The organism is Frankia sp. BMG5.23 (genome assembly GCF_000685765.2).
Taxonomy (GTDB): domain Bacteria; phylum Actinomycetota; class Actinomycetes; order Frankiales; family Frankiaceae; genus Frankia; species Frankia casuarinae.
Window position 1 is genome coordinate 19,815 of record NZ_JDWE01000048.1, and the last position, 15,171, is coordinate 34,985.

Genomic DNA, 15,171 nt, shown 5'->3' on the forward strand with positions numbered 1-15,171 from the left:
AGGATGGACGGCGCGGACACCGACCGGGATGAGGATCTCGACCGGTTGGCCGACCAGCTCGTCGCGGGTGTAGCCGAACAGCCGCTCGGCCTGCGTATTGACCAGGACGATGGCCCCGTCGTCCCGGACGGCGACGATCGCGTCCGGTGCCGCCTCCAACAGACCGCTGGCCAGGTCTGAGGAACCCTTCACCACATCACCACGATCGGTAATCGGACCGACTCTTTAAGTGAGGCGGAGTGGACCGTAGCACAGATGCCGACCCCCCGTGCCGACCCGTGCCAACCCGCCACCGTGGTTCACCGCTGATGCGTGCCTTCTCCCGGAGGACCGACCTGATCGGCTTGGTGGGATCCCGGCGGGTGGTTTTGAGGCTCAGGTGGGTGGTTTTGAGGCGCCGGTGGATCGGGAAGCCATCTGATGGCGTAACACTCGGCCTCGGCGGCACGTTCTCGGCGGCGGCGCCCCGGGCCGATCCCGGGCGCCGACCAGGAAGCCGAGGTCAGCGTGGCAGTGCCGCCGAGGCCGACCGACCGGGAGCGGGCGCTGTTCGGAGAACTGGCGGCCACCTGGACCTTCGACCCGAGGAACTCCGACCTGAGGAACTCCGACCCCAGAAAGTCCGATCCGAGCAAGGGATCCCGGCGATGACCACTCCATTCCCGTCGCGGCAGCGGACGGCGCCGTCGACCACCCGGCCGCGTTACCCGCTGGCACCAGCCCGGAAGCTGACCGTGGAGACGGTCGCCAGCCGCGGCGGGCTGCATCCCGACCTGGTCCACCGGTTCGTGGCACTCGGCCTGCTGGAGGCCTCCCGCGACGCCGAACTGGTCGTCAGCTGTCAGGCAGCGGACGCACGGCACGGGCTCGCCGCCTGAACCCCGACCCCGGGGGCCGGCCGGCCCCCTCCAGGCCGGCCGGCCCCCTCCAGGCCGGCCGGGGCCCTCCAGGCCGGCCGGGGCCCTCCTGGCCTGCCGGGGCCCTCCTGGGACACCTACCGGTCAGCGACGAACCGACGGCGCCACGCTAGCGCCGAGACCGGTGCCGCCCGGCCCGGCGGCCGCACCCACACCCGCGCTCGGCCCCACCCCGACGCCAAGACCCGCACCACCCGGCCCCGCGGTCGTACCCACGCCCGCACCCGGAACCTGCGCGCCGGCACCCGTGCCGCCCGGCCCGGCGGCCGCACCCACACCCGCACTCGGCCCCACCCCGACGCCAAGACCCGCACCACCCGGCCCCGCGGCCGCACCCACACCCGCACTCGGCCCCACCCCGACGCCAAGACCCGCACCACCCGGCCCGGCACCCACACCCACGCCCGCACCCGGAACCCGCGCGCCGGCACCCGTGCCGCCCGGCCCGGCGGCCGCACCCACCCCGGCGCTGGCCTCGGCCCGCAGGGCCTTCGCGCAGAAGGCGCCGACCTGGTCACTGCCGCCAGCGGCAGTGACCAGCGCGTTCAGGTCCGGGGAACTGAGAGCCGCGCCGGCGTCGGCCGTGTAGGTATGGCACAGCGCGAGCAGGGACGCCGAGACGGACGCACCGGCGCTCGGCACTGAGACCCGCGGCGCGGTCACCTCGGCGGAGGGCGTAGCCACCGGGGACACAGCGGCGCTGCCACCTACACCGGGGACGGGCAGTACTCCTGTGCCGGCGGCGGCGGCGACGCCTCCGACGGCCGTGGCCGCGACCGCCACGGCGGCGACCTTCGCGGTCAGGAACTTCGCGAGCAACAACTTGGACATGGGCTCTCTCCGCGGCTGGGTGACGTGAGCGAGACGCGCCTCCCGGAAAGCGGCCACAGCCGCTTCCTCACCGTCGAGCTCGCCCTCGCGGGCCGGAGCGGCCACGGCGGCGAGCAGATCGGCAAGGGGATCCGCACCGGCCCCCGCATTGACCGGGCCGCCGCGAAGCATCCGCTCCGCGGCGCCCCGGCCGATCCGACGGGGTCGGTGTGTGCTCATCTCACGTCCTTCAGCGTCGAAGCCCTCACCGGTGTTACACCTGGCCGTGTTACACCTGGCCGTGTTGCACTTGGCCGGAGCCCATGGTCATCGCCGCGCGCCGCCACCCCGACCATGTTCACCTGGTTCACCTGCCTCCGGTCGACCAACCCCGGTGCCCCCACCATCACCGAGCTGTTCGGCAAGCCTGCGTAGCCCCCGGTGCGCCGCGGTGCGGACCGCGCCGGCGCGCTTGCCCAGAACCCGCCCCGCGGTCTTCGCGTCCAGCCCCATGACCACCCGCAGGAGCACCGCCTCCGCCTGGTCCAACGGCAGGCCCGCGATCAGGCGCATGGCGGCCTCGGTGGACATCGCCTCCAACGCCTCGCCGGCGGTGTCATCGGGCGCGGCCATCTCCGTCATCACCGTCTCGACCGGTACGTCACCGCGCGGGCGGCGAGATCGCCGGCGCAGCTGGTCGAGCGCGCGATGACGCGCGATCGTGGCTACCCAGCCGCGAAACCCGTCGAAGTCCCCACGGAACGACGGCAGGTCCCGGGCTATCTGCAGCCATGCCTCGGACGCGACATCCTCGGCCTCGTCACCGACGAGTACCCGCAGGTACCGCAACAGACCCGGCTGGATCGTCCGGTAGAGCAGCCTGAAGGCCGCCTCGTCACCGCGGCGTGCCCCGCTCACCGCCGAGGAAAGATCCGACTCCTCGACGGACGGTTCCTTGACGGACGGCTCCTTGGGGGACGGCTCCCCAACGGACGGCCTGCCGACCCCGGCGCGGGTTTGGTGGCCGGCCGCCGGCGCCGGCACCAGCGCCGCCGGGCCGCCAGGCGCGGAGGCCGGCCCCGCCGAGGCCGGCCTCACCGAGGAAGATGATCGTCGCGGGATGCCCTCAGTGGCGACCGCATCTGCGCTCAGCTCCGCGCTCTCGCTCACCGCGCAGATGATGCGACCTCGCCCGGAACGGCCGGACATGGGGGGCTTGCTCATAGCACAGCGACAACGCACTGGCACGGTCAGACTCAGCCGCGCCCCGAGGATAACGTTCGGGTTCCGCGGCATTCCGCCCGGGCGCCGTCGGATTGATCTATGGTTGATGCGCCAGCTGGATGACCTGGTCGGGGGCATCTGGCCGCTTATGTCGGGCACGGGGGGCAGGGCGAGAGCTGTGGCTCGTTCATCGACGTCGCGGACGTCGCGGTTGGTTCTGGGATCCGCCGGTGCGCGGGTTCTCGTCGTCGGCACGGGCGGGCTCGGTGGGCCCGGCGTCGACCGGGCGGGCGAGGTCGGCGCCGTGGTAGCGCGGGCCGTGGCGGCGGTCGGCGGCGTGTTCGTGGAGCGCTGCGGGCTGGCCGAGGAAAGCCTGCGCACGGTCGTCGACCCGGCGACCCCGCTCGATCTCGGCGAGGCTCTCGCGGCGGCCGTCGAGCAGGCCACCGAGGCTCTCCTCGTCTACTACGCCGGCATCGTCCTCGTCGACGCCGACGGGATGATCCATCTGGCGACGGCCGTGTCGGACAGCCGTCCCCATCGCCTGGCCTACACGGCCCTGCCGTTGTCGTCGGTCCTGGCGACGATGGCGACGAGCCGGGCCGCCACCCGGCTCATCGCCGTCGACGGTCTGTGGGTGCGGACCACGGTCGCCAACTCCACCGTCCCGCCGGTGCCACCTCGCGTTCCCGGTCTTCGCGAGGATGTTCCCGGTCCTCGTGAAGATGCGGGGGGCGGCGTCAACGCGGCCGGCGACGGCGTGGAGCTGCTCGTGCTGACCGCGCCGCTGGCCGCGCACACCGGGCCGGCCGCGCACACCGGGCTGGCCGCGCACACCGGGCCGGCCGCGGATGACGGATCGATGGCGGGTGACGGACCGCCGCTGTCCGCCGGCCTGGTCCGGCTCCTCGTCAACGGCGACCCGGACGGCCCGGTCGAGCTGAGCGTCGGGCAGGTGACCCGGCGGCTCGCCCAACGTCTCACCGCGGCCGGGAACGCAGTGCTGCATTCCGCCGCCGCCTGGTCGGATGGGGTGATCCTCGCCGGCAACGCCGCGCACACCCCGCCGATCGCCGACCTGGAGCCGGCGCCGACCACCGTGCTCACCGACGGCCCCGGCCCGGTGGTGACTCCAACCCCGCGACAGCCGGCGGGGCTTCCCAGCGCACCGGACGGCGGGGGGACCACCGGTGAGGCCGCCTGCCCCTATCCCGGTCTCGCCTCGTTCGACGCCGGCACGCAGCGCTGGTTCTTCGGGCGGGAGCGAGCGACGGCCGAGGCGCTGTCGCGGCTGGAGGAACGGCTGGACGGCGCGGGTCCGCTGGTGCTCGTCGGTGCCTCCGGCTCGGGAAAGTCGTCGCTGCTGGGCGCCGGGCTGCTCCCGGCGCTCGCCCGGGGCGCAGTGGCGGGCGCCCGCGGTTGGCCGCAGGTCCTGATGACACCCACGGATCACCCGGCCCGCGAGCTGGCCCGCACGGTGGCGCAGGCGGCCGGGCTGTCCGTGCTCGCGGCGGCACGGCTCGACGTCGTCTCGCAACCCGCCCGTTTCGTCGGGGCGCTGTCGGATCTGCTCGCCCTGCGTCCGGCCGCCGCCGGCGGCGGGACCACCCCGCCGACCCGGCGGGTGGTGATCGTCGTCGACCAGTTCGAGGAGACGTTCACCCTGTGCGCGGATGAGGAGGAGCGCGGCGCGTTCATCCGCGCTCTGGTCGCCGCGTGCCGCGGGGACGGGGCCACCCGTCCACCGGCGGTCGTCGTCATCGGCGTCCGCGCCGACTTCTATGGCTGGTGCGCGGCCTATCCGGAGCTGGTGGACGCGCTCCAGACGGGGCAGGTCGTGGTCGGGCCGATGACCGCGGCGGAGGTGCGCGACGCCATCGTGAAGCCGGCCGAGGCGGTAGGGCTCACGGTGGAGCCGGGCCTGGTCGATCTGATGCTGCACGACATCGGCGCCGACGAGCACGGCGTCGTCGCCGACCCCGGATCGTTGCCCCTGCTCGCGCACGCGCTGCGCGCCACCTGGCGGGAACGCGAGAACGGCACTCTGACGGTGGCCGGTTACCTGCGGGCCGGGGGTCTACGGGGGGCCATCGCCCGGACGGCGGAGGAGACCTTCGGCACGCTGGACGCGGCCGGCCAGGATGCGGCCTGGCAGATCCTGCTACAGATGATCCAGTTCGGGGATGGGACGGACGACACCCGCCGCCGCGTCTCACGCACCGAGCTGCTGTCCACGTCGGCGTCAGCCCAGAACTCGGCGTCAGCCCAGAACTCGGCGTCAGCCCAGAACTCGGCGTCAGCCCAGAACTCGGCGTCAGCCCAGAACGTCTCCGCCGTCCTCGACGCGCTGGTCGCCGCCCGACTCGTCACCGTGGACGCCGACACCGTCGAGATCTCCCACGAGGCGCTGCTGCGCTCGTGGCCGCGGCTGCGCGAGTGGATCGAGGTCGATCGTGCCGCGGCGGTGACCCGACAGCGGCTCACCGACGCCGCGGCCACCTGGGACGACGGCGGGCGGGACCCGTCCTACCTGTTCGCCGGCAGTCGGCTGGCGACCGTCCGGGAGTGGGCGCAGGCCGGGCAGCGGCAGACGGCACTGAGCCCGGTCGCGCGGGACTTTCTGGCGGCCTCCCTCGCGGCCGAGCAGGCGGCGCGGCGGGCCGAGGTCCGGCGGACCAGGCGGCTGCACCAGCTCGTCGCCGCTCTCACGGTGCTGACCCTGATCGCCGGTGGAGCGATGGCGTTCGCCTTCCGGCAACGGGCCCAGATCGCCGGCGAGCGGGACCGGGCGCTGTCGGTAGCGATCGGCCGGCAGGCCGACCAGCTACGCAGGTCCGACCCGCTGGCCGCCGCCCAGCTCGGCGCCGTCGCCTACCGCCTGGCGCCGACGGCGGAGGCGCGCAGCGCCGTGCTGTCGACGTTCGCGAGCGACTACGGCTTCGCCACCCGTCACCTCGGCACGCAGACCCGTCCGATCGGCGCGGTCGCCTACAGCCGGGACGGCAGGCTGGTGGCGACGGCGAGCGACGACTGGACGGTCGCCCTGTGGTCCGCGTCAGACCCCACCCGCCGCACCCCGCTCAGCACGATCAGGGGCCACCGGCTGGCGGTGAAATCCGTGGCGTTCAGCCCGGACGGCCGGTTCGTCGCCACCGGGAGCGACGACCGGACGGTCCGGCTGTGGACCATCACCGATCCCACTCACCCGGTGCTCGCGGCGACGTTACCCGGCGCCTCCGACTCGATCCACGGGCTGGCCTTCCGCTCCGACAGCCGGGTCCTTGCCACCGGCGGGTACGGATCACAGGTGCGGCTGTGGGACGTCTCCGACGTGAGCGCGATCCGGCCGGCCGGCGCGATCACCGCCCACACCGCGAACGTCCGTGCCGTCGCGTTCAGTCCCGACGGCACCGAGCTGCTGACCGGTGGCGACGACGGCCGGGCCCTGCTGTGGGACGTGCGGGACCTCGCCGCCCCGGCGGAGCTGAGCGAGCTGAAGGGCGAGGCGGGCCCGAATGTCGTGCTCAGCGCGAACACGGCCGTCCGTGCGGTCGCCATCAGCCCGGACGGGAAGACGGCGGTGACCGGCAGCGACGACACCACCGCGCGGGTCTTCGATCTCACCGACCCGCGACGGCCGACCACCCTCCAGGTCATCGACGAGGTGCGATCGGTCGAGGCGGTGGCGGTCAACGTGGACGGCCTCGTGGCCGTGGGGGTGAACAGCGCGGTCGAGATCTACGATCCGTCCCGCCATTTCGACGCCATCGCGGTCCTGCCGCACGCGTCGAAGCCGTGGGCGTTGGCCTTCAGCCCGGACGGGCGAACCCTCGCCTCCGGTGCCGACGACCGCACCCTGCGCCTGTGGGACGTGCCGGGGCCGGTGCTGGTCGGGCACCACCGCTTCCTGTGGTCGACGGCGGTCCATCCGAACGGGCGGGTCCTAGCCACCGGGGACTACGGGCAGACCGTCCGGCTGTGGGATGCGCATGACCCCGATCGGCCGGTACCGGCCGCCACGTTGACCGGATTCAACGCCGCGGTCGGCAGCGTCCGGTTCACCCCGAACGGCAGGGTCCTCATCGCCGGCAGCCTCGACTACGCCACCGACTTCGACGGCATGGTCACGCTGTGGGACGTCGCCGACATCCACCGTCCCAGGCTGCTGTCCACCATCCATCCCGGCATCGGCGGGATCAAGGACCTGGAGGTCAGCCCGGACGGCCGGACCCTCGCGCTGGCCGGCACGAGCGCCCGGCTGGCCCTGGTGGACATCTCCGCCCCGGCCACGCCCCGGGGGCGGTCCGTCCTCGCAGGGCACCGCTACGACGTCGCCACCGTCAGTTTCAGCCCGGACGGGCGCACCCTGGCGTCCGGAAGCAGCGACCGGACCATCCGGTTGTGGGACATCACGACACCGGACCGACCGGCGGGCATCAGCACGATCACGGGCTTCACCAGCGCCCTGATCACCATCGCCTTCAGCCGGGACGGAAGGACCCTCGCCGTCGGCAGCTTCGACACGAAGGTCGCCCTGTGGGACGTCACGGACCGCCGGGCCCCCCGCGCGCTGCCCTCGATCATCGGGTTGGGGGCCGGCGTCAACTCCATCGAATTCAGCTCCGACGGCCGGCTCATGGCGGCGGGCGTCGGCGGCGCGAACGGCGTGGTGCGGCTGTGGGACATGTCCGATCCGGCCGACCCGGTGCCGTACGCCACCTTCAGCGGCCGCTACAACGGCTTCGCTGCGGTCGCCTTCGCCCCGGACACCGCCTTCATCGTCGGAGCGCCCTACCAGATGATCGGATTCGTCTGGGACCTCGACCCGGCGAGCGTCGTCACGCGGCTGTGCGCGCGGGCCGGCGACCCGCTCACCCGCGAGGAATGGAAACAGTACCTGCCGGGCCTCGACTACGATCCGCCGTGCGGCTGACCGGACCGGAGCCGGAACGGTTCATCACCGACCGGGTGGCCGAGGCGCTCCCCGCCTATGAGGTGACCGCCATGCTCGGGCACGGCGGTCACGCCGTCGTCCTCGCGGGTCGCCACCGCCGGCTCGGTCGAACCGTTGCGATCAAGGTCCTGTCGACCAGCGCGGCGGACGGCGGCGCCCACGGTCGGTTCCTGGCGGAGGCGCGCCTGCTGGCCGGACTCGACCATCCTCACGTAGTCCGCATCTACGACTACGTCGAATCCGGGGACCTGTGCCTGCTCGTCATGGAACGACTGGCGGGCGGCACCGTGCGGGCCCGCGCGGCGAACGGGCTGACCGTCGACGTCGTCTGCGCGATCGGGTTGGCGACCGCCGCCGCGCTGGAATGCGCGCACGCGGGCGGGATCCTGCACCGCGACATCAAACCGGACAACATTCTCTTCAGCGCCGACGGCCTGCTGAAGGTCACCGACTTCGGGATCGCCAAGCTCATCGGCGCTTCCGGCGCGGCCCCGAGCACGCTCGTCGGTACCCCCGTCTACATGGCGCCGGAACAGTTCGACGGCCGGCCGCCGGGACCGGCGTGCGACCTGTACGCACTCGGGATCGTCCTCTACGAACTGCTCAGCGGCCGCCCACCGTTCGTCCGGGCGCTATCGATGGCGCAGCTGATGGACCATCATCTGCGCGTCGCGCCGCAACCACTGGACGCCGCGCCGCCGGCAATCGCCGCGGTGGTGGACCGGGCGCTGCGCAAGGAGCCCGGTGCACGCCCGCCGTCGGCCCGCGCGTTCGCCCTGGATCTCGCCGCCGCGACGGCCCATGCGCTCGGTGCGGGCTGGCTCACCCGCTGCCCGCTGCCGCTGCGGCTCGACGACGATGTGCGCGACGCGGCGCGCGGCAGTCCACCAGCCCGCACACCACCAGCCCGCACACCACCAGCCCGCACACCGCCGGACACTCCGCCGTCAGCCGTCCCGCCACCAGCCACCGCCTCACCACGCCGATGGTCAGCCGGCGTGATCCGGCGCCGGTCCCTGAACCGGACCGCGCGGCGCGACCTCCGCCCGGCCGACATCACGTCCGCGCCGTTGCGGGTGGACTACCCGTACAGCGTGGTCGCCGCGCCGGATGGTGCGGTATACGTGTCCCAACGGCTACGCCACCGGGTGCTCCGGATCGAACGCGACGGCCGGACGGTTCACGTGGCCGGCTCCGGCAAGAGCGGCCCGCACGGTGACGGGGGGCCGGCCGTCAACGCCGAGCTGGACAACCCGTGCGGGCTGGCCCTGGGCCCCGACGGTTCCCTGTTCATCGCGGACAGCTTCAATAATCGGATCCGCCGGGTCGCGCCGGACGGTCGGATCGTCACCGTCGCCGGCTCCGGCCGTCACGGCCCGCCGGCCGGCCCCGCCGCCCGGCACGCCGCCTCGCTCAACCTGGCGCATCCGCACGGCGTCTACGTCGACGCGGCGGGCCTGGTGTACGTCGCGAACACCGGCGGTCACCAGGTGATCCGGATCGACCCGGATCTGCGGGCGGCACCGCTGGCGGGGGCGGGTGTCCCCGGCCTGTCCGGAGATCACGGACCCGCCCAGTTCGCCCAGCTCCGGCGCCCGCACGACGTCACGGCCCCGCCCGGACGGAATGTCTACCTCGCCGACACCGACAATCACCTGCTGCGGGCTGTCGACGCCGACGGGATCATCTCCACGGCCGCCGGGATGTTCTACGGCGCGTCCCCCGACGACGGAGCCCCGGCCCGGATCGCGGACGTCGGTCGACCCCACTCGCTGGCGCCCACCCCCTCGGGCGGTCTGCTGGTCACCGACCCCGATCGGGGACGGGTCCGCCTCGTCACCCACGATCGACTCGTCCGCATCTTCGCGGATGCCCGAACAGGTCTGCGGCGGCCGCTCGGTGTCACCGTCCACAGCGACGGCACCGCCTTCGTCGTCGACACCGCCCAGCACCTCATCCACCGTCTCCCGGTCGCATAGATCGGTCACCCGGCAAAGCATGGAAGACCCGGACGATGGTCAGTCCCCGGCACCATCAGCGGCGTCGGCACCATCAGCGGGGTCGGCACCATCAGCGGCGTCGGCATTCGTGCGTCCGGCGGCCCGGTAGGCGTTGGCGAGGTTTCCCTGCGAGGTCAGGGTGTCGCGGTGATCCGGTCCGAGGACACGCCGCTGGTCGGCCAGTACCCGCTCGTACAGGTCGATCGCCTCCGCGAGGCGCCCCGCGGCCGCAACGGCGCAGGCCAGGTTGTTCCAGGTGATCAGAATGTGTGGATGGTCGGCGCCGAGAACACCGCGGGCATCGGAGAGAACCCGCTCGTACAGATCGATCGCCTCGGGCAGACGTCCGAGCGCCTGGTAGGCGTCGGCGAGATTGCTGCGGGAGAGCAGGGTGTCGGGATGGTTGTCGCCGAGAACGCCTTCCCGGCCGGTCAGTACCTGCTCGTACAGGTCGAGGGCCTCAGTCGTCCGTCCGCTGGCCTGATAGGAGCTGGCGAGATTGTTGCGCACGAGGAAGGTCGTGAGATGCTCCTGGCCGAGAACCCGGACGACGTCGACGAGAACCTCTTCGTGCAGCCTGATCGCCTCCGCCAAGCGCCCCGCCGTCTGGTATGCGTTGGCCAGGTTGCTCCGGGCCAGCAGGGTGTCGCGATGGTCCGGGCCACGGATCCGTCCAGCGTCGTCGACAACCTGCTCGAGCAGTTCGACGGCCTCCGCGATGCGTCCGGCGGCCCAATAGGCGCTGGCGAGATTGTTACGGCTGATCCCCAGATTGGGATCATCGGATTCGAGGATGCGGCTGGCCCGCGCCAGGATCCGCTCGTACAACCCGATGGCCTCGGAAATGCGTCCGGCCTTCTGCAGGGCGAGGGCGAGGTTGTTCCGGAGAACCAGGGTGTTGGGGTGGTCGGTTCCCACGACCTGCTCGGTTCGAGCCAGCACCCAGGTGTGCAGGTCCACGGCGGCGGCGAGCTGTCCGGTTTCCTGGAGATAGAGCGCCGCCAGATTGCCCAGCCCCAGCATGCCCGCCGCGTTCGCGTCCGCCGGGGACGGCTCGGCTTCGATCTGGGCCTGAAGGTGTGGGAGCAGCGCGGCCCAGCGCGGCCAGGCCGCCGGATTACCCTGGATCGCGGTGGGCAGGGCCCTGATCATCAACCAGCCGACGGTGGCCCGGAACTCCAGGTGCCGCGACGTCGGAACCCGGTCCCGCAGCACCGCCTGCACCAGCCGATGCAAGGTGATGGTTCCCTGTTCGACCTTGCCCAGCCCGAGAGCACGGAGGCGGGCGACCACGTCCCCCCAGCGCAGCGGGGAGGAACAGGCCGCGCTCAGCGCCGACCAGAGCGTCCCCTCCCCGTTGCTCTCCCCCAGCTCCCCGTTGGTCTCCCCCAGCACCACCAGCGCGGGAAACAGGTCGAGCGGGATGGGCTCCGGACCGAAGAATCCGGCCAGCTGCAGCAGCTCGACGACGGCCGGTTCGTCCGGTCCGATCTCGTCCAGGGCCAGGTTCCACGCCGCGGCGACAATGAACGGATAGCGGTCCGGTTTTCCGCGGGTAAGGAGTTCCCGAGTCTCCACGCGCAACGCAGCCAGGTAGTCCGAAACGGTCATGCCGCTGGCGGCGAGCCAGGCTCCGGCCTGTTCCGCCGCCAGCGGCAGGTCCCCGACCGCGGCCGCGAGCCGCTCAGCCTCGGCGTCCTCCAGCGCGGCTCGGTGCCTCCTCAGCAGATCGATCGTGTCCCTCCGGGGCAGCACCGCGACCTCGGTTGCGGTAGCCCGACCGGCCCAGTCGGGGTTGCGCGAGGTAATCACGAGATGTCCGAACTCGGCGGTCTCCGCGGCCTGCAGAAGCCTGGACAGGTAGGGGTTGGTGGCGGTAGCACCGGCGTTGTTGCCCATGACGGCATTGCCAATAACGGCATTGTCGACGACCAACAGCCACCGGCGATGAGGTCGACCGGCGCGCAACGCCTCGGCCGCCGCGGCGGCCGCTGCCTCGTCCCCCTCCACGTGGGCGAGTCCCAGCTGGGCCGCGAGGGCGGCGAGGCCGGCGACGACCTCCGTCATCTTGTCGCCGCGGATCCACCAGACCAGGTCGTAGGCGTGGCTGTACCGGTAGGCGAACTCCACGACGAGCTCCGTCTTGCCGACCCCGCCCAGGCCATGCACCACCTGGGCCCGCACCCCCGGCACAGGGGAACCGGGGCCGGGCACGGCCCGGTCGAAGCCCGTCAGTCGCGCGCGCAGCTCGGCGAGTTCGGATGCACGCCCGACAAAGCGGGGGTTACGCACCAGTTCCGGCGGCAGCCCCCACACGAGCGGGGGCCGACCCGGATACCGCGCTGCCCGTTCGGACTCGTCCGCCGCCGCGGGCACGTCGCGGGTGTCACGGGTGTCGCGGGTGGGGAGCGGCGTGGGATTGACCGACCGCACCTGCCCTGTCACGGCGGCACGTATCCCGTCCAGCAGCCGGGCGCGAGCGGCTGCGGCGGCGCCCGGCCCGGCCAGGTCGGTCAGGTCGATCCAGGTGAGGCTGCCGAGCAGGCCGAGCGTGCCGGGCTCGCACGGCTCGACCTGCACCGGAATCAGCCGGCGTCCCCGCCCGCCCATGTCCGCCGCCCAGATCGCCTGCCACTGCGCCGCCGCGCCGACCGAGGCGAGATAGGCCGGGGTCAGCACCGCCAGGAGCCGGCCTGCGGTGGTCAGTCCCGCCTGGACGAGCGCAGGCCAGTTCGACCCGGGGACGAAGTCCCATGCCTCGAGCAGCACGCGGCGGCCAGCCCTCTCCAGGGTGTCCGCGATCCACTCCGCCCACGCCTGGTCGACGCCGGCGTAGGAGACGAAGAAGTCCACCGTCTTCCCGGCGTCGTGGGTGGTATCCGTGCCAGCCGGGTTCATCGGCTGGCCACCCGGACGCCCCGCCAGTCGAGAGGTGAAGGCCGGGATCAGGCGTTGGGCGGCAGGTCGGTGCCGGCACCGCGCTGACGTAGCGCGACCCGCTCCAGGCCCGCGCCCATGGCCAGCGCCGCCTCGGCGTCGGTGTTGAGGCCTTCCACCGTGAAGCCCGCCTCGGCGATCATCTTCAGGTCCTGGTGGCCCTCCTGACCCTCACTGGTCAGGTAGTCACCAAGGAAGATGGAGTTCACCACCGAGAGGGCGAGGGGCTGCATCGAGCCGAGATGAATCTCCCGGCCGCCCGAGAGCCGCACCTCGGCCGTGGGGTTGACGAACCGGACCATGGCGAGAATGCGCAGGCACTGCCGGGGGTTGAGGTTCCACTCCGCCCCCAGGGGCGTGCCCTCGAATGGCATGAGGAAGTTGACCGGGATGGAGTCCGGGGCCAGCTCGCGCAGCGCGAAGGCGACGTCGACGAGGTCCTCGTCGCTCTCCCCCATGCCGGCGATGATACCCGAGCAGGGTGAGAGGCCGGCGTGCCTGGCTTCCTGCACCGTGTCGACCCGGTCGTTGTAGGTGTGCGTCGTGCAGATGTCTGCGTACTTCTCACCGGCCGTGTTCAGGTTGTGGTTGTAGGCGTCCGCACCGGCCGCCCGCAGCTGTGCGGCCTGCCCGTCGGACAGCAGGCCGAGGCACGCGCACACCTCCACGTCCGGATGCGCGGTCTTGATCGCGCCGATCGTGTCCGCCACTCGGTCGACGTCCCGGTCCGTCGGCCCGCGGCCGCTCGCGACCAGGCACACCCGGCGGGCACCGCCCGAGATGCCGGCGCCGGCCGTCGCGGCGGCCTCCTCGGGCTTGAGCCAGGTGTACTTCAGGATTCCCGTGTTCGAACCGAGCCGCTGCGAGCAATAGGAACAGTCCTCCGGACAGAGTCCGCTCTTGAGGTTCACCAGAAAGTTCAGCTTGACACGCCTGCCGAAGTACCTCCGCCGGAGCCGGTAGGCGGCGGCGACGACGTCCAAGAGATCGTCGTCGTCACTGCGCAGGACGGCCAGGGCCTCGTCCCGGGTCGGAGCCTGACCACTCACCCCCTTGCTGACAAGGCTGTTCAGAGTGGCTGACAGGTCCATGTCCGTCATCCTCGATCCTCTGCTGGCACGGCGGGCACTGGCGGGCGGCGGAAACCTGCGGGTGATCGTCCTTCCGCCGCGTCCACACTCTCATCGTTGCCTTGATCGGAACCAGCGATCGCCCACGCCGGGGCGGGGGTACGGCCGGGGTTGCCCGGACGTGGACGTGGCCAACCGGCGCCGGCGGGCAGGAAGGGGAGGATGGGTATGTGGCGACTGGATCCCGGGTGGAGGAGAACGACGCGTGCGTGTCGGGCGACAGCGTCGCCGGCGCCCACCCCACACCGACCGAACCAGCGACTGGACCTTCGAGTGGAAACTGGACCTTCGACCGGAAAGTGAGGCCCACCAGTGAGCCCGCAAGGATCCGACTCCGACGTCGTGACGGTGCCGCGTGACGCGGCGTCACCACAGACGGTGTCGCGTGACACCGCGTCGGTCCCGCCCGCCGACGAGGTCGTGCTCCTCGACGCCGAACGCCGCCCCTGCGGGACGGCGCCGCGGATCGCCGTGCACGGCCTCGACACCCCCCTGCACCTGGCGTTCTCGTCCTACCTTTTCGACCCGTCCGGCAGGCTGCTCGTCACCCGCCGGGCGCTCGACAAGCGGACCTGGCCGGGGGTGTGGACGAACAGCTGCTGTGGGCATCCCCGCCCAGGCGAGGATCTGGCGCGGGCCGTCGAGCGCCGGGTAGGCCAGGAACTCCGCCTGGAGTTGACCGACCTGCACTGCGCGCTGCCGGACTTCGCCTACCGCGCCACCGCCGCCGACGGTCTCGTGGAGAACGAGGTCTGCCCGGTCTACGTGGCGCGGGCGCTCGGGGACCCGGATCCGGACCCGGCCGAGGTGGTCGAGTGGCGCTGGGTCGAGTGGGACGACTACCGCCGGGTGGCCGCCGCCGCGCCCTGGGCGCTAAGCCCCTGGTCGGTCGACCAGATGGCGGCGTTCAGCGCGGCGGCCCATCCGCTGACCGCCGCGCTCTCCCTCGTCTCCGGCGGAACCCACGCCTGAGCCGGCCATCCGGCGAGCCGACCCTCCGTCCTGTTCCGGAGGGCATCCTGTTCCGGAGGGCATCCTGTTCCGGAGGGCATCCTGTTCCGGAGGGGTTGCCGTGCCGGCGCTGACGCCCGGGGCCACCGAACCGCGGATGGTCCCGGACGCCGCGCGACCGTCCGCCGCCGGCCCCGACCCGGGGGTCCGTGGCGACGACGACACCGCGACGCGGGTGGCAGGAGCAC

At 72.6% G+C, this 15,171-nt stretch carries 9 protein-coding genes and 1 pseudogene; 5 read left to right on the forward strand and 5 right to left on the reverse strand.

Annotation, left to right across the window (positions count from 1 at the left end; translation table 11 throughout):
• Positions 1-192 (reverse strand): PAS domain S-box protein (locus BMG523DRAFT_RS17480; protein ID WP_116289968.1); only part of this gene is annotated, 192 nt, incomplete at its 3' end.
• A gap of 315 nt (positions 193-507) precedes the next feature.
• Here BMG523DRAFT_RS17480 and BMG523DRAFT_RS26620 point away from each other — a divergent pair.
• On the forward strand, positions 508-651 hold the full coding sequence (locus tag BMG523DRAFT_RS26620; protein WP_023841565.1) for a hypothetical protein: 144 nt from the start codon (positions 508-510) through the stop codon (positions 649-651).
• Positions 648-824, forward strand: a pseudogene (locus BMG523DRAFT_RS25980) (MerR family transcriptional regulator); the annotation flags it as partial. The gene BMG523DRAFT_RS26620 and the pseudogene BMG523DRAFT_RS25980, both read left to right, overlap by 4 nt.
• Before the next feature lie 177 nt (positions 825-1,001).
• On the opposite strand, the gene BMG523DRAFT_RS17490 reads toward BMG523DRAFT_RS25980, so the two are convergent.
• Both BMG523DRAFT_RS17490 and BMG523DRAFT_RS17495 read right to left on the reverse strand, forming a co-directional pair.
• The gene (locus tag BMG523DRAFT_RS17490) at positions 1,002-1,967 is read right to left on the reverse strand and encodes a hypothetical protein (RefSeq protein ID WP_011438544.1); all 966 of its coding nucleotides are present in this window, start codon (positions 1,965-1,967) and stop codon (positions 1,002-1,004) included.
• An 87-nt stretch (positions 1,968-2,054) separates the two neighbouring features.
• Positions 2,055-2,645 carry an RNA polymerase sigma factor gene (locus BMG523DRAFT_RS17495; RefSeq protein ID WP_035734204.1) on the reverse strand — a complete coding sequence of 197 codons (591 nt, stop codon included), beginning with the start codon at positions 2,643-2,645 and terminating at the stop codon, positions 2,055-2,057.
• 517 nt (positions 2,646-3,162) lie between these two features.
• Here BMG523DRAFT_RS17495 and BMG523DRAFT_RS17500 point away from each other — a divergent pair.
• Together BMG523DRAFT_RS17500 and BMG523DRAFT_RS17505 are read left to right on the forward strand one after the other, a co-directional pair.
• Entirely contained in the window at positions 3,163-7,884 is a 4,722-nt protein-coding gene (locus BMG523DRAFT_RS17500; RefSeq protein WP_051623925.1) for an AAA family ATPase, read from the forward strand.
• A complete protein-coding gene (locus tag BMG523DRAFT_RS17505) occupies positions 7,875-9,884 on the forward strand; it encodes a serine/threonine-protein kinase (protein ID WP_051623926.1) in 2,010 nt (669 codons plus the stop codon). The genes BMG523DRAFT_RS17500 and BMG523DRAFT_RS17505 overlap by 10 nt, the downstream gene beginning before the upstream one ends.
• 39 nt (positions 9,885-9,923) lie before the next feature.
• Here the strand turns inward: BMG523DRAFT_RS17505 and fxsT are convergent, their stop codons facing one another.
• Entirely contained in the window at positions 9,924-12,803 is a 2,880-nt protein-coding gene (fxsT, locus tag BMG523DRAFT_RS17510) for an FxSxx-COOH system tetratricopeptide repeat protein (protein ID WP_043591652.1), read from the reverse strand.
• Positions 12,804-12,850: 47 nt separating this feature from the next.
• Positions 12,851-13,933 carry a biotin synthase BioB gene (gene bioB, locus BMG523DRAFT_RS17515; RefSeq protein ID WP_035734200.1) on the reverse strand — a complete coding sequence of 361 codons (1,083 nt, stop codon included), beginning with the start codon at positions 13,931-13,933 and terminating at the stop codon, positions 12,851-12,853.
• A gap of 417 nt (positions 13,934-14,350) precedes the next feature.
• Between bioB and idi the strand changes: the two genes are divergently transcribed.
• Positions 14,351-14,944 (forward strand): isopentenyl-diphosphate Delta-isomerase, encoded by a 594-nt coding sequence (idi, locus tag BMG523DRAFT_RS17520; RefSeq protein WP_035734199.1) that lies wholly within the window; start codon positions 14,351-14,353, stop codon positions 14,942-14,944.
• Positions 14,945-15,171: the final 227 nt, after the last annotated feature.